This window comes from Candidatus Endomicrobiellum trichonymphae, assembly GCF_002355835.1.
Taxonomy (GTDB): Bacteria; Elusimicrobiota; Endomicrobiia; order Endomicrobiales; family Endomicrobiaceae; genus Endomicrobiellum; species Endomicrobiellum trichonymphae.
The window spans coordinates 455285-475875 of sequence record NZ_AP017459.1 but is presented as its reverse complement, the minus strand read 5'-3'; the positions used below and the strand labels follow the sequence as shown (position 1 = coordinate 475875).

Below are 20591 nucleotides of genomic sequence, written 5' to 3'. Positions count from 1 at the left end.
ATCCGCCCCTTAATTTTCTTTAATTTGTATAACTCTTTTTTCAGTAACAATAATACTAACTGGTATATCATATTCCCCTATCGGAAGTTGTTTCGTAACTTGAAAATCATAAGCAAGCCCCACGATTTTTTCAAACGGCACACTTTTAAGCCATCTGTCATAGCAGCCTTTACCGTAACCTGTCCTGTGTCCTTTGATATCAAAAGCAAGTCCCGGAACAAAAACCAAATCGATATTGTCTTTTTCTACTATATTTATATTGACGGAATTTATGTCAGGCTGCCTTATGCCGTAAACAGACAGACAGGCATCTTCAAGCCTTGAAATTTTCACGGCGTACATCTCTTCATCTATGAAATTTTTTATTAGCGGAATAACAACGATCTTTCCACTGCCAAAAGCTGAATTTATCATAAAATCAGTAACAACTTCAGAATCGTAAGATAAATAAAACATCACAGTTTTCGCTTTTTCGTATGCAGAAAGTTTTTTAATTCCGGCAAAAATACCAGCGCTGCAGACTGCTGCCGAATCCGCATCCATTCTGTTTCTTAAAGCCAAAAACTCATGCCTTATTTTTCTTTTTTCTGATTCCAAGTAACCGCTCACGAATTTTCTCCTCACAGCCTTCTTTTGTAGGTACATAAAATTCCACAGGATCAGTCCAATATTCCTGCTGCGTATAATGTCCTTCAAAATCATGCGGATATTTGTATCCACGTCCGTGCCCCAGTTTTTCGCTATCAAGATTTGCATCTTTTAAATGACTTGGAACATTTCTAGCTTTACCGTCTTTAACTTCCGACAAAGCTTGTTCGACAGCCATATAAGAAGCGTTGGATTTCGGGGCACAAGCTACGTAAATAGCCACCTGAGCTAAAATTATCCTCGCTTCAGGCATGCCGACAAATTGAACCGCATTAAGCGCAGAAACCGCAAGCGTTAAAGCTCCGGGATCTGCCATACCAACATCTTCAGAAGCACAAATTATTATCCTTCTTGCAATAAAGCGAGGATCTTCTCCAGCTGCAAGCATTTTTGCCATCCAGTAAACAGCCGCATCGGGATCTGTTCCCCGCATTGATTTAATGAATGCGGAAATATGATCATAATGAGCGTCTCCTGATCGATCGTATAAAACTGCTCTTTTCTGCATTGATTCCTGAGCCGCTCTGATATCAAAAATTCTTATGCCTTCTCCGTCAACTTCTGCAGAAAGAACGCCTATTTCAAGAGCATTAAGAAGTTTTCTGGCATCACCGCACGCATTAACAAGCAAATGTTCTCTTGCTTCTTCCGACATTTTAACTTTGTAGCTTCCAAGTCCGTTTTCTTTATCTTTTAAAGCCGATTCCATAACATATAAAAGCGCTTTTTTCGACAAAGGTTGAAATTCAAAAACCGTGCTTCTTGAAATAATAGCGGCATTGATATAAAAAAAAGGATTTTCCGTCGTTATACCGATTAACGTTATTATTCCTTTCTCAACATCTAGAAGCAATGCATCCTGTTGCGAACGGTTGAAATGATGAATTTCATCAAGCATAAGAATAGTTTTCCTACCTGACATCTCCGTTCTCGCTTCTGCAGCCGCTATTATTTTTCTTATATCGGCTGTGCTGGTCGTTACTGCATTTACTTCTTCAAAGTATGCTTTCGTTTTTAAGGCAATAATTCTTGCCAATGCGCTTTTGCCCGTTCCAGGCGGACCGAAAAAAATTACAGAACCGAGATTATCAGCTTCTATTGAACGACGCAAAAGCTTGCCGTCTCCCACAATATTGTCTTGTCCCGTAAATTCTTCAAAACTACTAGGCGCCATCCTTGCCGCCAGCGGTTTATTCTTTCGATTTGCAGCATTTTCAAGGAAATTTGTCTGTTTCATTGCTACCGTCGTTACTTTTTGTCGTTAATTTTAATACCCTCTTCAACTCTAAATAAAAAAACTGTAATGCCGTAAATTTTAATTAATTTAAATACTATCAACACTACAGATTAAGTTTAAAAATATTTCAATTTATATGATTAGCTTCGTCTAACTGCCTTATAAATTCTTTGATTTTATTCTCATAACTATTTGAAATGCTTTCATGCAAATATTTTAATTTAAGCAATTCTGCTGCAATTTTTACAGCCGTCAAAGCCGCTATTTTCTGAGTATCGGCAACATTAGCATTTTCTCTTTTTATTTCCAACCACTGCTCATTTACAAAATTCACTGCTTTGTTAAAACTCAATTCATCTATATTGTCTATATTTAGATCTATCTCTCTTCCCATAATTCTCTCGCGGGTAACTGCCATAATTACGAAACCTTTGCCGTATCAATTTTTTTTATAATTCTTTCAATTTTAGCAGCGGCTTCTTCAGTATTTTTTCTCAACACCACATATTCGCTCGTCTGTTTCCTACCACATGCGCTCTCTTTTCTTAAATATTCCACTTCCAGTTTAAGTTTGAGGTTCTCATCAGTAAGTCTTTTTAATCTCTCCGTCGCTTTTTTAACTTTTACAGCTAAAATTTCAATATTTTTCATGTCAACATTTTATAATTTGCTCTTAGAATTGTCAATGTCAATATAGAGTATTGTTCAGTACATTAATATAAAAAAATAACAACTTTATTAGTTTTCAATAAACATCTATAATAATTACGAAAAAGCTTTTCTATTATTTTATAGAAAAAACAGGATTTTATAAATAATATGATAATCCCTGTCAATATTTATGTATGTTATTGAAAACCTCCAACTTTGCTATCACTTAGCAAGTAGAGATATTCCTTACCAAAGAGCAAATTAAAATGTCTGTTAAACACCCGTCATCCGACAATAAAAATGAAAAGAAGAAATATGCGACAGCTATTTAATATGAAGCGTTCAATCTTAAGACAGTCGCATCATTTATTAGAAGGATCCTTGCTTGCATCTTTTTCTGCTGTCTTTTTTCCTTAGTATTTTACTTTCAGCTTTTCCGCATACACATTTGTTTTAATCCATCCATACGGCGGTCGTATTAATTGACAACAAGTTGAAAATAGTATAAAATTAAATGTAAAATATCAGAGGTAGTTGTTATTAAATACTCCTAACTCCTAAAAATTTAAGAGAGTCACAGGAAACTAATTTAACTTACCAGTAATAAAGATAAAAGAACACTTTTTAAACGCCAATAAAACCTATTTTCGGTAAGGAAAGAATTGTACATTGTGTTTCCAAATACACCCTAAATCACAGCATAATAAAATATTTTTCCGGCAGTATTAGTGCTCTTTAACACTGGCAAAAGATTAGTTTAGAATTTTAAAATCAAACGTATTAGCTTGCATTACCAGTAGAAAACTTGCATATCGCTAGACGTCGCTTTGTGAATATATCCACAGGGCCAAGTCGTATGGCATAAAAACTCAGCGTTGTTTATTAAAGATGATGAGATATATTTTACCAGCAAATACATGAAGCGGCTGGAAAACAATTTACATATATCAGCAAAACCTCATAAACAGGTGCAGTGATACTTATAAACCTGACAATATTATGTTTTGATACAGATTCGCATCAGACTCAAAAGTCGTTGAAATTAACAAAAGAAAATGATTGTTTTAGATCTTTTTTGCAGTAGAGGTACGCCGCCGCCGCAAAATTAAAGAGAAAATATATCGGCATAAAACTTGACGAAACGCATTGTAATACTAATACTAAAATCACTAAAAAATTTGAACAAGACAATAAAATCAATTTATTTTTTTACAGATTCCCTCTCCCCGCAGACTTTAACAAATAAACAAACTTTATAAAAGAGGAGGCTTTACATCAAATGAAAGTATTAGTGGTTAATTGCGGGTCATCGTCTGTTAAGTACACTCTTTTTGAAATGGAAAACGAAAAAAAGATTGCCTGGGGAATAGTTGAGTGTGGTCCTTCCAAATCATATTATAAAAGACAAACAGCCGTCAGTGAAGAGAAAAAAAATTCCGTAAAAGTCACCAGCCACACGGAAGCCGTTGAACTTATAATAAACGATCTTTTAGATAAAGAAATCGGAAGCATTGTAAATATAGATGAAATTGACGTAATAGGACATAGAATAGTGCATGGCGGCGATAGATTTTCAAGGTCGGTTTTAGTAACAAAAGAAGTAAAAAAAGGATTAAAAGAATGTTTTTCAATAGCACCTTTACATACCCCGGCACACTATGCCGGTATTCTTGCCGTAGAAAAAATGCTTCCCGGAGTTCCGTCAGTTTTAGTTTTTGATACCGCTTTCCATCAGACAATGCCCGATTACGCATATATGTACGCTCTTCCTTTTGAATATTATGAGAAGTATCATATAAGAAAATATGGGTTTCACGGAACTTCGCATAATTATGTTTCACAGAGAGCGGCTATAATGCTTGGAAAATCTTTAAACGAACTAAAATTAATTACGGCTCATTTAGGCAACGGCAGTAGCATAACAGCAATTGAAAAAGGGAAAGTTATAGATACTTCTATGGGTTTTACTCCGCTTCAAGGAGTTGTAATGGGAACTAGATGCGGAGATATAGACCCTGCAATTATAGCTTATATTATAAAAATACATCCTAAATATAGAAACAGCGAGGCGTTAAATGCTCTAATGAATAAAGAAAGCGGACTGCTCGGCATATCGGGAATTTCAGGCGATATGAGGAGCATTGTTAAAGCAGCTGCGGAAAGCAACAAAAAAGCAAAACTCGCTTTTGAAACGCTTTGTTACAGCATAAAAAAGTATATAAGCTCTTATTATGGAATATTAAATGGCATTGACGGTTTGGTTTTTACGGCAGGCATAGGGGAAAATTCTCCGGTGGTAAGAGAAAAAATATGTGTAAATCTGCATGCCATAGGAATTGAGATAGATACGGAAAAGAATAACGAACCCTCAAGCAAAGAAAGGTTTGTCTCAACTGCGTATTCTAGAGTAAAAATTATGATAATTCCTACTAACGAGGAGCTGATGATTGCAAGGGAGTCAAGAGACTGCCTGCGGACATAAATTCTGTAAGTCCAATCTGAAACTATCGCGATATCTATATACAGGCAGAGCCTGCACAGGAAGGAAGCAAATGAAAAAACTGGAATATATTAGTTCTATAAGAGCGCAGGGAATAAAGAAGGGTGGGCGGCGTGTAAAGCTCAAGAGGTCGACAATACAATGACACATATAAACTTGTTCGACAAAGAAATGCAAAAATTCTTTAAAGGGGCGGCAAGGACAAGTTGGTTTCAAGGACACAGTAGACTTCTTAGACAATATATACACTGGAAAGCATAAAAAGGAGATGGCGCCCATTGACACCTGAAAGGAAGGCGTTGAAAGCTATAGACACATACGTCAATATAGTGTGACTTACGGAGACTTGATATTAATATTATGAAAGACTTCGACGCAACAACAATCCACATAGTACAAGCAATCTGGGAAAGCAGAGCCAGCAGAACAGCTAAAAAAGATCGAGATTAGTCAATAGAGATAATTATGAATAGGGTCGTATTTATAACCGCCCCCGAAATATTCAGAGATGAAGAATATTATAAACCTAAAAAAGTTCTTGAGGATACAGGCATTGAAGTCATAACTGCAAGCGTAAAAACCGGAGAACTTAGAGGCAGATTCGGGTTTAAAACAACAAGCATGCTTTTAATTCAAGAGATCAATCCAAATGATTTTGATGCAATAGTATATATAGGTGGCAACGGATCGGTCATATTTTTTGATAACCACTATGCATTAAAGCTTGCAAATGATTTTTTTAAACAGCGTAAACCTGTGTCTTCAATATGCATAGCGGGCGTGATTCTTGCAAATGCAGGTATTTTAAAAGGAAAAAAAGCAACGGTTTTCATTGACGGAAAAGAAGCATTGATAAAAGGCGGCGCTATATATACCGGCAATCCTTTGGAAATTGACGGAAATATTATTACTGCAAAGGGTCCTGACGTTGCAGAAGATTTCGGTAAAGCCATCTTAAAATCTCTTGAATAAAGATATCTTACATTTTCACTTTGAAAATCTCAAACTAAGATTATTTTTCTATGATAACATAAACAAAAAAATGTTTTCTTACTGACGTTCAGCTCGTTAGTACTCCAACATTAATAGAAAAAAATTGTAGGGACAGCTTTCATTTTTTAAAATACTTATCAATTAACAAAGACACATTTTTATAATGTGGACTTACTGTCACTCTATCAGAAGAGGTCATAAGCGATTTCTTTAGTGAACTGCCGCAGGAACATTTTATTTCTCTCCTTGAAAGTTTTAATATCAGGCTTTTAATAACTCTCCTGCTGTTTGCAACGTTTGCCGCAACGTTTGCTACAACGGCATCGTTTGTCACTTCTTCCCTTTCTTTCCATACGTCAAAATCAGTTACAAGAGAGATATTCGCATAACAGATTTCAGCTTCTCTGGCAAGTTTTGCTTCTGGAAAAAGCGTCATTCCGACTACTGAAAATCCAGACTGTCTGTTAATTTGCGATTCAGCTTTTGTAGAAAATTGCGGCCCCTCAATACATACATAAGTTCCGCAGAAATGATATTTTATTCCTATCTCATAAACAGTCTGACGAATTAAACTTCTTATCTCATTACAGAAAGGATATGCCATTGAGACATGAGCGACTATACCTTTTTCAAAAAAAGTCAGCGATCTGTTTTTTGTTCTATCAAAAACCTGATCCGGAATAACAAAATCTTTGGGTTTTATTTCCTCTTTTAAAGAACCGCATGCTGTAAATGAAACTATTTGCTCCGTACCTAGAGATTTCAACGCATATATATTTGCTCTCTGGTTAATTTCTGACGGATTTAAAATATGCCCTCTGCCGTGCCTAGGCAAAAAAGCACAGTTTATTCTGTTTATCACCCCCGTAATTATTTTATCGGAAGGTCTACCAAAGGGCGTATCAATATCTTTCTCAACAATATTTTCAATACCGTCAATTTGATATAGCCCGCTACCACCTATAAATGCAATTTTTATCGGATTATCACTCATTTCCATTTCGACGTAATCTTATTTGTTTGTAGTAACAATCTTTCAATATAATCATTAAATAAAACCTCGGCGAAATAATAATCTGCTCCAACAGCAATATGTCTTGTTTCATACATGAAATAAAATATAACCGATTTTGAGGAATCTTATTTTTATTTAGAGATCATGTTTATTTTTTCTCATTATAATAAATTACACAATAAATTTCGTTATTATTATAACAACTTCACCTGATTATCAGTAAAACTAATAATATTTTTTGCTATTTTTGACATACTGAGACTTACTTTTTCCCCATTCTCAATAACTTCGGCATGACTTAACGGTCTATTATGAATACCTGCAGCCATATTTGAAACATATGCCAAACCTAAAACTCTCATTTTCATTTGAGCCGCAACAGTCGCTTCATAAACCACCGACATTCCCACTACATCACCTCCAAGAATTTGATATGCTTTTACGGATGCGGGAGTTTCATAAGATGGACCGGAAACTCCGAAATAAATTCCTTCGCAGGCTTTAATTTTAAATTTTTTTGCTAAACTCAATGCTTTTTTTCTTAAAACGGCATCATACACATTTTCCATATTTGGGAAACGTTCGCCGAACTCGTCATAATGAACACCTATTAAAGGATTATTTCCAGTGCAATCTATATGATCCTTTAAAACGATAATATCACCGACAGAATATTTTTTATTCAATCCACCGGTTGCAGCGGTAATTATAAGAGTTTTAATCCCTAAAAATTTCATAACTCTCACAGGATAGACAACTTCCTGAGGATGATGCCCTTCATAATAGTGAAACCGTCCATTAAAAATCAGCAGATCGGCGCTGCCGTAAGAGCAAAGAAGCAAATCTCCGGCATGTCCCTGAACCGCAGTCTTAAGAAAGTAAGGAATGTCTGAATATTTTATTGTTTTGCGTATTGTAAATTGTTTGCTTATTTCGCCGAGTCCTGATCCGGCAATAACTGCCGTTGTGGGATTAAAGTCGTGTAAAGACAAGATTGTCTTTTTTGTTTCCTGAATTTTTTTAAATATGTTTAATTTCACGTTCCCACCTATAAATAAGCAAGATAAATAGACAATTTTTTCAGCTTATGCAACACAGGATATTTTTAAAGCTTTTTCCGTTTTTCATAGCCGGAAGTCCGAAAATATCAGCGATGGTTTGCGCGATATCTGACAGCGTTTCTCTTATTTCCAAGTCAATATTTTTCTTTAATTTTTTTCCGCACAGCAGAAGCGGAACATATTCTCTCGTATGATCCGTATGCAACTCATATATCGGATCACAGCCGTGATCCGCCGTAATAATAAGTATATCATCGTCTTTTAATTCTTCGATCAACACAGGCAAAAAATCATCAAAATCTTTAAGTCCTTCCGCATAAGTTGAAACTATCTCGCCTGTGTCCCCAAAGCATGTCAAAATCAACAAGATTGTTAAAAATCAATGTTTGTTTTTCAAAAGGATGTTTTACTTTATCTAAAGTTATTTTCATACCGTTTAAATTCCCTTCGGTATGAACGGCTTCGGTTATTCCTTTAGCGTTAAAAATATCTTCTATCTTTCCTATTGCAATAACGCTGCCACCGGAATTTTTTATTTTATCTAAAACCGTACTTTCAACCGGAGTTAAAGAATAATCTCTCATGGTTACCGTCCTTCTGTAACTACCGTCTGTGCCTATAAAAGGTCTCGCAGTGACTCTTCCTACAGCATCCCCCCCCCACCCCGCACAAAATATTTCGTGCAATTTCGCATATTTTATACAGTCTGTCCAATCCGAAAGTTTCTTCGTGAACCGCTATCTGAAAAACCGAATCGGCTGAAGTATAAATAATGGGACAGTCTGTTTTCAAATGCTCTGATCCGAACCGTTTTATTATTTCAGTTCCGGAAGCACTGCAGTTGCCTATTATTTTCGCACCTATTTGCTTCTCAAATTCTTCTATTACTTTTTTAGGAAACCCTCTCGGATACACAGGAAAGGGGGGGCAAAATTATACCTGACATTTCCCAGTGTCCTGCCACATAGTATCTTTTGCCGGCGATTTTGTCATCATTTTGCCGTAACAACCCGTAACGTCTGCACATGGCAGAGAATTTCTTCTATTTAAAAGTTTATACAATCCGAGTTTTGCCATATTTGGCAGAGAAAAAGATTTTTCAGACCTATCAAAAATATGTCCGATTGTGTCCGTGCCCGCATCATTATAAGAAACAGCATCAGAGAGTTCTCCGACACCAACACTATCCAAAACGATTAATACGATTCTTTCCGTCATATCATTTTCTTTTTAAAACTTTTAAAACTGCGTCCGCAATATTTACGTCTCTTAACCCGAACCTGCTCATTAAATTCATAGGCTCACCGGACTCGCCGAATCTGTCGGCAACTCCTACCATTTCAACAGGAACCGGATAATTTTTGACAAGCACTTCAGCGACTGCAGAGCCAAACCCGCCGTAAACCTGATGTTCTTCCGCGGTTACTATCGCTCCGCATTTTCTCGCGGCGTTAATGATCGCTTTTTCATCTATAGGTTTAATCGTGTGGATATTTATAACTCTTGCTTTAATACCTTTTTTTTCTAAAATCTCAGCACTCATTAAAGATTCGTAAACCATCGTTCCGCAGGATACAATCGCAACATCATTTCCGTCTCTTAAAATATTTGCTTTACCTATCTCAAAAGGAGCGTCGTCTTTTGTAAACACCGGTATATTTTCTCTTCCGTATCTTATGTATACGGGTCCGTCCGAATATGCGCTTGCTACTACCGCCTTTTTCGTCTCAACTAAATCACATGGCACTATAACTTTCATTCTGGGAAGACATCTCATTATAGCAATATCTTCTAAAGCCTGATGGGTTGCACCGTCAGGTCCTACCATAATTCCCGAATGTGAACCGCCTATTTTCACGTTTAAATTTGAATAACACACCGTTGTCCTTATATGTTCCCACGGTCTTCCGGACGCAAAAACTCCATAAGTTGACACAAACGGAATAAATCCCGCTACGGCAAGCCCCGCAGCCATACCTATTAAATTAGTTTCCGCGATACCGACATTGATAAATCTGTCGGGAAATATCTTTTTAAAACCATCTATTAGAACTGAAGAAATGGTGTCTGCGCCTAAAACAAAAATTTTAGGGTTTTCTTTTCCAAGCTCAATAATACCTTCGCCAAAACCAAACCTTGTAGCCCTTTTTCCAAAAACTTCTACCATATTTTTCTCCTGATCGAATATATACTTTTAATCGTTATGCCGCATCGCCACTATTATCCTCATTTCTCCAACTTTTTCCGCGACGTTTTCTCAAAAGACAACTATATAGTCCGCCATCTCTATCGCAATGATCTGTCAATTTCTGCCAACGCTTTTTCAACCAATTCTTTTGACGGAATCTTTCCGTGCCATTCGACAAGATTTTCCATATAAGAAACTCCTTTGCCTTTAACAGTTTTCGCTATTATCGCCGTAGGTCTTCCTTTTTCTGTTTTAAACTGCAAATACGCTTTGTCAACCGCTTCAAGATTGTGCCCGTCTATCTCTATAACATTCCACCCAAAAGCTCTGTATTTATCAGCTAAAGGATTGACATTCATTACATCTTTTGTAGCACCGTCTATCTGCAAACCGTTATCGTCAACAATAGCGCAGAGATTATCAAATTTAAAGTGAGCCGCAGACATTGCAGCTTCCCATATACTTCCCTCCTGCTGCTCGCCGTCGCCCATAAGAACATAAATTCTATTATTTTTCTTTGATTGTTTCATTCCTGCAGCAATTCCCGCTCCTATAGATAAACCGTATCCTAAAGAACCGGTGGATATCTCTATTCCCGGAAGTTCTTTGTCTTTTGCCGGATGTCCCTGAAGTCTGCTTCCGGTTTTTCTTAAGGTACACAATTCATCAGGATTAAAATATCCAAGCCGCGCTAAAACCGCATAAAGTATGGGACAAACGTGTCCTTTTGACAATATAAAATAATCTCTACTCTGGTCATTTGCGTCTTTGGGATTAAATTTCATATGTTTAAAATACAACGATACCAAAAGCTCAACCGAAGATAGACTGCCACCTGGGTGTCCCGTACCCGCAAGACTAAGCATTTTAATAATATCTTTTCTGACATCAGCAGATATTATTTTTAAGTCTGAAGTCTCCATAATATAACAGCTCCTTTTTAAACTTTGTAAAAAAACTATTTTACTCTATATCCGTGCGGGAGAGTTTTCAAAACGATCCTCACTGCTCTGTTAAGCACAAAACATATCATAGGAGACGAATCTCCTGCCCATAAACCAACGGCAGGCACGCATAAATTCCAAATACAGAACTTAACCGGCATTCCAGTAAATCATCATTTATCCAACCGTAATAATCGTCAAAAAATATTGAGCGGTATCCACAAGTACTTACGAGCAAAAGTATATTCCTTTTCGATCGAAAAGCAGCTATACACATAATATTCAGCTAAAAAGCATCGAATAAAAGTATCTTGCGCTATCTTGTCAACTTTTTCGTATATTTTGCCGGAAGAAAACTTCTCTATCATTCCGTACCGGTCTTAACTGCAGAAAAATCATAACTCGTCTTTATAACGACTCTATTTAAGACGCAACGCAGACACTATAAAAAATAGAAAAAACAGCAGTGAAAATTAATCTTTTACTTATTATTTCTGACACTGTTGTTTTTCAATTTCTTCAATTTTTCTTATTCTCTGCAAATGCCTTTCTTCAAACGGAGTTCCAAGAAATATTTTTATTCTTTGGCACAATTCGCTTAAGGTAGCAGTTCTTGAACCCAGACATAAAACATTTGCGCCGTTATGTCGCACCGCAAGTTTTGCAGTGTCTTCATTCCAGCAAACTGCCGCGATAATACCTTTCATCTTATTTGCCGCAATAGACATACCTATTCCAGTTCCGCATATAAGAATGCCTCTATCCGCTTTTTTGCTTATAACAGCTTCCGCAACTTTAACAGCATAATCCGGATAATCACAACTTCCATCTCCGCAGAAACCGAAATCTTCGATTTCATAACCAGCACTTTGAAAATACTCTTTTACTTTATTTCTCACTTCAGCGGCAGCATGATCCGTACCAAAAGCCAACTTCATAATTTTATCCATACATCTTTCCACCCTATACTTACTCTGCCCAAAGCTGGGCTAATCCATTCTGAGACTGCGGACTGAACTTACTTGCTATTTCAAAAAGGAACAGTTCAGTTTTTGGGTCTATTTTTATTTTCGGGTTTAAAATAACTTGCCAGTATCCGTGTCGTTGAGTTCGCTGAAATAGCATACTTTATAATATTCTTCTTTTAAGAACAGTATTTTTCGACATCTACATCCGATTCACACACACAACAAAAGAAAAATAAACATCAAACAACTTAGAATTATCTCTTTCATTTTTTTAATCCACGCTTTACTCAATCCGCGCCGTACGCTGCTTTCTTTCGCAGGGGAAGAATATGCTTTGCTTTTACTTACTTAGAATATTTGACAAGTTTTGTAAAAGATTCGGCTTCTAAACTTGCTCCGCCTACTAAACCGCCATCAATATCAGATTTTTTCATAAGATCCGACACATTGCCCGGATTTACGGAACCGCCGTAAAGAATTCTTACTTTCTCGGCAGATTCCTCGTACATCTGCGCATATATTTTTCTTATAAAAGAGTGGACTTCCTGAGCCTGATCGGGAGTTGCAGTCTTTCCCGTTCCTATAGCCCATACGGGTTCATAAGCTATAACCGTTAAAGACGCCTGCTGCAAAGTAAGATCCGCCAAGCCGTTCCGCACCTGTTTTTCTATAACACTAAAAGTTACATTATTTTCTCTTTCTTTAAGAGTTTCGCCTACACAAACTATGGGAGTAATATCCGCTGCAAGTGCTGCTTTTGTTTTTTTGTTTACAGCTTCATCAGTCTCGCCGAAATATTGTCTGCGCTCAGAATGACCTACTATAACGTAAGAGCATCCGGTATCTCTTATCATCGCTGTAGAAATCTCACCGGTAAATGCTCCTTTTGCCTCCCAAAAAAGATTCTGCGCTCCTAAATTAATATTTGAACCTTTAATTTCATTATTCACCTCATAAAGCACCGTAAAGGCAGGGCAAACCAAAATCTCAACATTTGATACGCCGGTAACCGCGCCTTTAAGTGCTTTTACAAAACTCACAGCCTCTGAAACAGTTTTATTCATCTTCCAATTTCCTGCCATCAAGGGTTTCCTCATAGAACAGCTCCTTTTCTCTTAAACAAATTTGTCGAATAATTGTATCAGATTTAACATTGTCTTTTCAACACTTTTTTGATTTTAATAATTTAACACAAGGAACGCTTTTGTCCGCATACGAGATGTCAATATATTCTTTAATCTAAATAATTAAAAAACAGCGTAAATAGAGTTAGCAACATATTAAATGTTATGAGAACTATACTATAGAGGTACAGATGAGTTCTTACAATTCTGACGGAAGTTATAGCAATTTTTCTTGTGACGTCAACTGAAAAAATTAGCATAATATCTGTATAATAAAAAAAGTTAAACTGGCAACCATTATACCTTTAGTTGATTATCAGCAAATACTATTATTAAAATACAATTTAGTGAATAGAAAGACATTTTATAGTTTGAGAACAACAAGCCATATTTTATCGAAATTATTATATAACATAACTTATTGTACCAACAATTCTTGCGTCCAGTAAAATTAATGTAACTGATTTTCTTGACTATTTGAAAAGAGCGCACAAATTCCTAAAACCTGAATTATCATTTATTTAAAGATTAAAGAATCTCCAGTAAAAATTAAAATTTTTTAAAATGATATCATTATACAACTATCGCTTTACTATCCAATCATTATAAGTCATTTTTTCATTTTTTATCTTTATCATTTCTGATCCTGAGTCGCTTTTATTTTCTCGTACTCTGCTTTTTCCCACACAGAGAGTGAGTCTTGCCAAAACCACATGTTATATCCCAGCTTCTGCCAAACGCAGAATACTCTATCCTAATGCAAAGATGTATATAATCTCATCTTCGGACAATACGGCGAATAAATTCTCTTCGGGTATTTCTTTGCCGTACGGATCATAATAAGTTCTAAGATTAGCAATAAATTGGTTTTCCCGCCAGCAATGGACACTTGTTCAAAATAATAGCCGGTATCAGAATATACAGCAGCAATCTTTACGCCGTCCTTCTCCGTCCAATGCTCAATCCAGCCTCCGACCTGTAAAATGCCTAACTCTCGCTTCGTATCCCGTTTGCCTTTTTATATTTTGTTACCGTTTGCGGAACAGAGGCGTTGGTGTTGGCGGAGGCGACTTTACTTCATCGTCTTTTTTTCTCTTCTTTTTTTCACACTCTTCCTCTTTTTGTACCGCGACTACACTGCACGATTGCGAACTAGTTTGTCCGTTTTCCGCGGACTAGCTCGTAGGCAGTCACGCAATCTTTTTGTTGCATCCGGACAAAACAATCAAGACAAATATCAATATTTTTATTTTCATTTGCCCCACCCTTAACAAAAAAATAATATAAAAACACACTCAAAACCAGCAATCAATTTCAAAAATTATGAAAATTCATGCTTTTTTTATAAGCTTAAGCTGATAATACTTCCGGAAAAACTTCAAGCACTTTTTCTATAATGTCGTGTAACCGATATTGCAATACCGTAATTCATTATCGGCGCTCCGATTTTAACAGCTTTATTAAGTCTTGAAAACATATCTTTTCTGTTTAAAGTACAACCACCGCTATTGCATTATAATTTTACAATTTGCAACATCTTTAGGATAATCCTCTCCTAATACACACATTTAATTTCTAAACTCTTATTTGAATATATTCTCTAATCCACCTCGGAAGTTTTATTCTTCCGACATCCATGGTGCGTACACGCTTTGGAAATCAACATCTTATCGCCATCCTGAAGATTGTTAAGAACAGCAACGCCCTTAGCCATTTTAACTATAACGGAAAGCTTTTTTAAATTTTGCAAGGTAATTTCATATTCACTATCCTGCACCGTACATGAAGCGGCATTTAAATCCAAAATATGCCTTACAGTTTATTATCTTTCCGCGTGGAGCACCTAATCTATTGGTATAACCCAAACGCCCGTATCACCTTTTTTACTATGTTCCTTAAAACCGAATAATTCTCAATGTAATTATTAGGAAGCAATTCCAAAAAAAATTTTAAAAACATCTAATCAATCGGTTTTGCTTACAACAATCAAATACAGCATTTTTCCTTTTTCTGCTTTCCTAATAATATTTTATTCAAAGCTACCGAACTTCCCACAGGACAGACGTATCATCAATCCCAGCGCGTTACAGGGCACCAAAGGATTGAGTTCTATTTGTTTATAAATCTCATCCTCAGAAGTATTTTATAGAGCATTTCATGAATTTTTATTTGTCGTCACAAGCATAATCCGGCTCATATATAAAAATAACGTTGCTAAGAATATAATTTCTACAATAAAATTTTTGCAAAATACCGTACTGTTTAAAAGCCTTTTCAAATAATAAGCCCATTATTTTTCAGAATAAGCAAATGATATTATAAAGCCGGACTGTTGCTATTATCAAATGAAAATCTAAAACAGCCCTGCCACCCCGGTTATTTTTGATTGAGATAACACGCTATAGAGCTTGCTGCTTTTTTACCCATTCCCATTGCTTCTATAACAGTATCTCCACCGACAATATCACCACCCGCAAAAACGCCTGGTACTGAAGTCATATAGTTATCATCAATTATAATATAACCATGCCTATCAGTATTTAAACCTTCGGTAAGCAGCGTTAAAACCGGATTGGGATGCAGCCCCAAAGCCAAAATAACCATATCTGTTTCTATCGCGTAATTCGATTCCTTGATTTCTTGAGGGTGTCTTCTTCCGGAATCGTCATAGCCACCAAGTTCCATCTTTATACACTCAACAGCTTTAACGAATTTCTTTTCGTCTCCTATAAACTTTATCGGATTTGTTAGAACTATAAATTCTATACCTTCTTTTCTGGCATGCAAACGCTCTTCTTCTCTTGCCGGCATTTCTTTTTCGGTTCTTCTATAAATGAGCTTGACACTTTCTGCTCCGAGCCGCAGAGCCGTCCTTGCTGAATCCATAGCAGTATTTCCGCCACCGATCACTACAACATTTTTACCTCTATATACGGGCGTATCATAATTAGGGAAATCAAAAGAACGCATCAGATTTACGCGCACCAAAAATTCATTTGAACAATAAACGTGGTTCAAATTCTCGCCTTCTATTCCCGGAAATACGGGAAGTCCTGCACCCACTGAAATAAATATAGCTTTGTAGCTTTCATTAAATAATTCTTTCACCGTTCTCGTTCTTCCTATAAGAGTATTTAGAATTATTTTCATCCCAAGTTTTTTCAAATTGTTTATTTCTTTATCTAAAACCTCCTTCGGAAGTCTGAATTCAGGTATACCGTAACGCAAAACACCCCCGGCACTGTGAAGAGATTCGTAAACGGTAACATCATATCCCATTTTTAACAGATCGCCGCCGCAAGTAAGTCCTGCCGGCCCCGAACCGACAACAGCAACTTTTACACCACTCTTTTCAGCCACCGCAATGCTATCGTTATTTTCAAACGCGATGTCAGTTGCGTATCTTTCCAAATTTCCGATACAAATGCTTTCGCCTTTTTTCCCCAAAATACACAATCTTTCACACTGGTTTTCCTGAGGGCAAACCCTGCCGCACACGGCGGGAAGATTATTTTTTTGTTTTAAAACTTTTACGGCTTGAGAGGGATTATCGCCAGCAAGATATTTTATAAATCCAGGAATATTAACTTCAACGGGACAACCGCGACTACAAGACGGGTTCTTACACTGCAGACACCTTTTTGCCTCTTTAAGCATTTCATCGCGTGTATAGCCTGTATTTACCTGCTTAAAATCTTTTTTTCTTATTTTCGGATCCCTTTCAGGCATTTTTACTTTTTGTGACATTTGCACTCCTGACTATATTTAAATTTATCAACCGATATTTTTTCAAGATTTTTAAAAAGTTCAAGTCTTGAAGCAAGTTCTTCCCAATTTACGTAATGGGCATCAAATTCCGGACCGTCAACACAGACAAACTTCATTTTCCCTCCGATGCTGACCCTGCACGCTCCGCACATTCCGGTACCGTCAAGCATTATAGGACTTAAAGAAACTAAAGTTTTTATACGTTTCAACATGGTAAGTTCCGCAACGGCTTTCATCATAGGTACCGGACCTATGGCATACACTATATCTATTTTTTCTCTGCTTATCACATCTTTCAAAACAGCTGTGACAAATCCTTTTATACCTAATGTTCCGTCATTTGTGGCAAAAAGAAGCAAATCGCTTTCACGTTTTAATTCATCCTCAAGTATTATTAAATCTTTACATCTCGCTCCAACCACAGTAATAATTCTATTGCCAGCTTGTTTAAGTTCCTTTATAACCGGCAAAACCTCAGCAGTGCCTACGCCGCCGGCAACGGCAACAACAGTGCCGTATTTTTTAATTTCCGTAGGACGTCCTAAAGGACCTGCAAAATCTTTTATACAATCACCTTCGCAAAGAGAGGCAAGCTGCATTGTGCTTTTCCCCACCTCCTGAAAAATTATCCTCACTAAGCCTTTTTGAGGGTCTGTTCCAGCTACGGTTAAAGGAACGCGCTCTCCTTTATCATCAATTCTGAATATGACAAACTGTCCGGCTTTTGCGTTTCTTGCAATTTCAGGAGCACAAATTTCATAAGTTCGCACTTTCGGCCCAATTTCTTTTTTGCTTATAATTTTATACATTTTTTATCCTCAAAAAATATAAATAAAAAGTTTTTTCATATTTTAACTATAACTCAGACCATAACAAAATTCCTTCTATTATTGCCCTAACCTGCGGAAAGGAACAAAAATTTCGCTACAGATAAACCAGTAGTAAAAAAATGCGCCACGGTTTTTAGCGATTTCAATTTTCCTCTCTTATTATCCTGTTAAATTTTCTTTTACCCACCTGAAGAACAAACGTGTTTCCAGATTTAACCACGAAATCCCTGACTGTTTTCCGCGAATCTATTCTTACGCCGCCCTGCTCTATAATACGTCTTGCTTCGTTCCGGCTTGAAACCATACCGCTTTTAACAAGCAAATCGGACAGTTTTATTTCTTCGTCCTTTATCCTATATTCTCCGATGTCATTTGGAATGTTTTTCTTTGAAAAAATTCTATCAAATTCTTCTTCCGCCTTTAAAGCTTCTTCTTTTCCGTAATATCTTTCCACAAGCTCCTTGGCTAGCGCAGATTTTGCCTCTTTAGGATGCATATTCTTAACGACATTTAAGTCTATCTGGGTAAGAAGCTCGTGATATCTGCACATAAGTTCGTCGGAAATTGACATTATCTTTCCAAACATATCTTCAGGCGAATCATTTAAAGCTATGCAGTTTTTATACGATTTCGACATTTTTTTAGTGCCGTCAGTCCCCTCTAAAAGAGGCATAGTAATCACAACCTGTACGTCTTTAATTCCGTAATCTCTTTGTATTTCTCTTCCGAGAAGCAGATTAAATTTCTGATCACTACCGCCAAGTTCAACGTCAGCATTTAAAACCACAGAATCATAAGCCTGAAGCAAAGGATAGAGAAATTCAACTATACTTAACGGACTGTCTTCTTTATATCTCTTTTTAAAATCATCTCTCACAAGCATCTGAGCTACCGTACTTTTTGCAGCAAGATTTAAAAGTCCCTTTACGCCAAGTTCACTCAGCCACTTACTGTTATATACAATCTCTGTTTTATCTCTATTGAGAATTTTAAATATCTGATCGGCGTAAGTTCGCGCATTATTCTTTATCTGTTCATCCGTCATAACGGGACGCATTTCTGATCTGCCAGACGGATCACCTATTCTTGCCGTAAAATCACCGATTAAAAATACTATCTGATGACCTAAATCTTGAAAAGTTTTTAATTTATTTATAATAACAGTATGCCCCAAATGCAAATCCGAAGTGGTGGGATCAATTCCCAGTTTTATCCTTAATTTTTTACCAGAAGCGAGTTTCTTTTTAAGTTCTTCAAAAGAAATAATTTCATTTGCTCCGCGCTTAATTTTTTCCAACGCTTCGTTCATCTCTTTCCCTTCTTTTTTACAGCTTTGCTATATCTTGGCAGACACGGGGGATGGGGGGGGGGTTAAACTGACAAATTTTTCACTATTTTAGCGGTCTTTACATCAAATTTCTTTTCACATTTTATAGCCTCACAAATCGATACTGCAGATACATTGCCGTTAGTTATTCCTACAAAAAGATTCGCTTTTCCTTTATGGAAAAGATCCATCGCGGCATGTCCGAATTTTGAAGCAAGTATTCTTGTCCTGGCAGTTGGTCTTCCGCCACGCTGTATATATCCGAGATTGCTTACTCTTACGTCAAGACCAGTAAGTTTTTCCACTTTTTTTGCAAACTCAGCTGAACAACCACATCCTTCGGCAAAAGCTATAATTTCAGAAGTTTTTCCTCTTTCTTTTCCTTTCTTGAGCTCTGCAGTAAGTTTTTGCATATCAACTTTCATTTCCGGTACCACTATATATTCGCAACCCGCTGCAAGTCCGACGTCAACAGTTAAAAATCCGTGTTCCCTGCCCATAATTTCAACTACAAAAACCCTGTCGTGGCTTTTTGCAGTATCCCTTATTTTGTCTATAGCTTCTACAGCAGTATTTAAAGCCGTGTCATAACCTATAGTTTCATCTGTGCCGTATATGTCGTTATCAATAGATGCTGCAATATTTATAACCTTTATTCCGTGTTTTGACAAGGAATTACCAGCAGCCAGAGAACCGTCTCCTCCTATAATTATCACAGCACTCAATCCAAGGTCTTTTATAGCCTTAACAGCTCTGCCCATTCCGATTTTTGTTTTCATTTCAGGACATCTTCCCGTGTGTAACACTGTTCCGCCAGTATTTATTATACCGCTTACCGATCGCAAAGTAAGCGTCATAAATTCATAGTCAAGAAGTCCTTTAAATCCTCTTTTTATACCTATCATCTGGTATCCCCAAAAAATCCCGCGTCTTGCGACGGCTCTGATAGCCGCATTCATTCCCGGGGCATCCCCACCTGAAGTTATAATACCTACTCTTTTTGCCATTAAATTCTCCTGTATAACACCGGAATAGAATTGCCCGGAAAAACACACGCAACATACCATCTATTTACTGCATGGTTCAGACACAATATCAGCGTTCTCTCCGCAATTTTCTCAGTTCTTCTTGCGGTTCTTCACTTTATTTATCCATTCCCGACAACACAATTTCGACATTATATTAAGTAAATTTTTGAACACATATATTACGATTTTTGAATGCGCTTCTTTTTTAACAAGGATAGACATTATCCTTTTCGTCAAGCTTGTCTTTTTTAATTTTTTTCATCAGTTTACACACAAACTGAGACCTTGTTGTTTTTGATTTTATCCAAA

The 20591-nt window shown here is 36.7% G+C and carries 17 protein-coding genes and 2 pseudogenes; 2 read left to right on the top strand and 17 right to left on the bottom strand.

The window, feature by feature from the left end; translation table 11 throughout:
- Positions 1-9: 9 nt before the first annotated feature.
- The 4 genes from RSTT_RS02365 to RSTT_RS02350 form a co-directional block, all read right to left on the bottom strand.
- Positions 10-609 carry a 5-formyltetrahydrofolate cyclo-ligase gene (locus RSTT_RS02365; protein WP_015423331.1) on the bottom strand — a complete coding sequence of 200 codons (600 nt, stop codon included), beginning with the start codon at positions 607-609 and terminating at the stop codon, positions 10-12.
- Positions 566-1885, bottom strand: a complete 1320-nt coding sequence (locus RSTT_RS02360; RefSeq protein WP_096525531.1) for a replication-associated recombination protein A — start codon at positions 1883-1885, stop codon at positions 566-568. The genes RSTT_RS02365 and RSTT_RS02360 overlap by 44 nt, the downstream gene beginning before the upstream one ends.
- 127 nt (positions 1886-2012) lie before the next feature.
- A complete protein-coding gene (locus RSTT_RS02355; protein ID WP_095558747.1) occupies positions 2013-2303 on the bottom strand; it encodes a cell division protein ZapA in 291 nt (96 codons plus the stop codon).
- Between the two features lie 2 nt (positions 2304-2305).
- A complete protein-coding gene (locus RSTT_RS02350) occupies positions 2306-2536 on the bottom strand; it encodes a hypothetical protein (protein WP_095558746.1) in 231 nt (76 codons plus the stop codon).
- Positions 2537-3815: 1279 nt separating this feature from the next.
- Between RSTT_RS02350 and RSTT_RS02345 the strand changes: the two genes are divergently transcribed.
- Both RSTT_RS02345 and RSTT_RS02340 read left to right on the top strand, forming a co-directional pair.
- Positions 3816-5018, top strand: coding sequence for an acetate/propionate family kinase (locus RSTT_RS02345; RefSeq protein ID WP_096525530.1), 1203 nt, complete (start codon positions 3816-3818; stop codon positions 5016-5018).
- A gap of 483 nt (positions 5019-5501) precedes the next feature.
- Positions 5502-6008 (top strand): DJ-1/PfpI family protein, encoded by a 507-nt coding sequence (locus tag RSTT_RS02340; protein ID WP_015423328.1) that lies wholly within the window; start codon positions 5502-5504, stop codon positions 6006-6008.
- Between the two features lie 139 nt (positions 6009-6147).
- On the opposite strand, the gene mtnP is transcribed toward RSTT_RS02340, so the two are convergent.
- From mtnP to RSTT_RS02280, 13 genes and pseudogenes are all read right to left on the bottom strand, one after another.
- Positions 6148-7029, bottom strand: coding sequence for an S-methyl-5'-thioadenosine phosphorylase (gene mtnP / locus RSTT_RS02335; protein ID WP_015423327.1), 882 nt, complete (start codon positions 7027-7029; stop codon positions 6148-6150).
- A gap of 209 nt (positions 7030-7238) precedes the next feature.
- Positions 7239-8084 carry a purine-nucleoside phosphorylase gene (locus RSTT_RS02330; RefSeq protein ID WP_172412826.1) on the bottom strand — a complete coding sequence of 282 codons (846 nt, stop codon included), beginning with the start codon at positions 8082-8084 and terminating at the stop codon, positions 7239-7241.
- 40 nt (positions 8085-8124) lie between these two features.
- Positions 8125-9323: pseudogene (locus RSTT_RS06925) on the bottom strand (phosphopentomutase).
- Between the two features lies 1 nt (position 9324).
- The gene (locus RSTT_RS02320) at positions 9325-10272 is read right to left on the bottom strand and encodes a transketolase family protein (protein ID WP_096525528.1); all 948 of its coding nucleotides are present in this window, start codon (positions 10270-10272) and stop codon (positions 9325-9327) included.
- A gap of 119 nt (positions 10273-10391) precedes the next feature.
- Positions 10392-11216, bottom strand: coding sequence for a transketolase (locus RSTT_RS02315; protein ID WP_096525527.1), 825 nt, complete (start codon positions 11214-11216; stop codon positions 10392-10394).
- 35 nt (positions 11217-11251) lie between these two features.
- On the bottom strand, positions 11252-11398 hold the full coding sequence (locus tag RSTT_RS06120) for a hypothetical protein (RefSeq protein WP_172412825.1): 147 nt from the start codon (positions 11396-11398) through the stop codon (positions 11252-11254).
- Between the two features lie 327 nt (positions 11399-11725).
- The gene (gene rpiB, locus RSTT_RS02310) at positions 11726-12187 is read right to left on the bottom strand and encodes a ribose 5-phosphate isomerase B (protein ID WP_197702025.1); all 462 of its coding nucleotides are present in this window, start codon (positions 12185-12187) and stop codon (positions 11726-11728) included.
- Between the two features lie 362 nt (positions 12188-12549).
- Positions 12550-13302, bottom strand: a complete 753-nt coding sequence (tpiA, locus tag RSTT_RS02305) for a triose-phosphate isomerase (protein ID WP_096525526.1) — start codon at positions 13300-13302, stop codon at positions 12550-12552.
- Between the two features lie 1405 nt (positions 13303-14707).
- Positions 14708-15043: pseudogene (locus RSTT_RS06635) on the bottom strand (hypothetical protein).
- Between the two features lie 662 nt (positions 15044-15705).
- Entirely contained in the window at positions 15706-17076 is a 1371-nt protein-coding gene (gltA, locus tag RSTT_RS02295; RefSeq protein ID WP_096525524.1) for an NADPH-dependent glutamate synthase, read from the bottom strand.
- Positions 17061-17906 (bottom strand): sulfide/dihydroorotate dehydrogenase-like FAD/NAD-binding protein, encoded by an 846-nt coding sequence (locus RSTT_RS02290; protein ID WP_096525523.1) that lies wholly within the window; start codon positions 17904-17906, stop codon positions 17061-17063. The genes gltA and RSTT_RS02290 overlap by 16 nt, the downstream gene beginning before the upstream one ends.
- Before the next feature lie 163 nt (positions 17907-18069).
- On the bottom strand, positions 18070-19236 hold the full coding sequence (tyrS, locus tag RSTT_RS02285; protein WP_096525522.1) for a tyrosine--tRNA ligase: 1167 nt from the start codon (positions 19234-19236) through the stop codon (positions 18070-18072).
- Positions 19237-19298: 62 nt separating this feature from the next.
- Positions 19299-20261, bottom strand: a complete 963-nt coding sequence (locus tag RSTT_RS02280) for an ATP-dependent 6-phosphofructokinase (RefSeq protein ID WP_015423318.1) — start codon at positions 20259-20261, stop codon at positions 19299-19301.
- Positions 20262-20591: the final 330 nt, after the last annotated feature.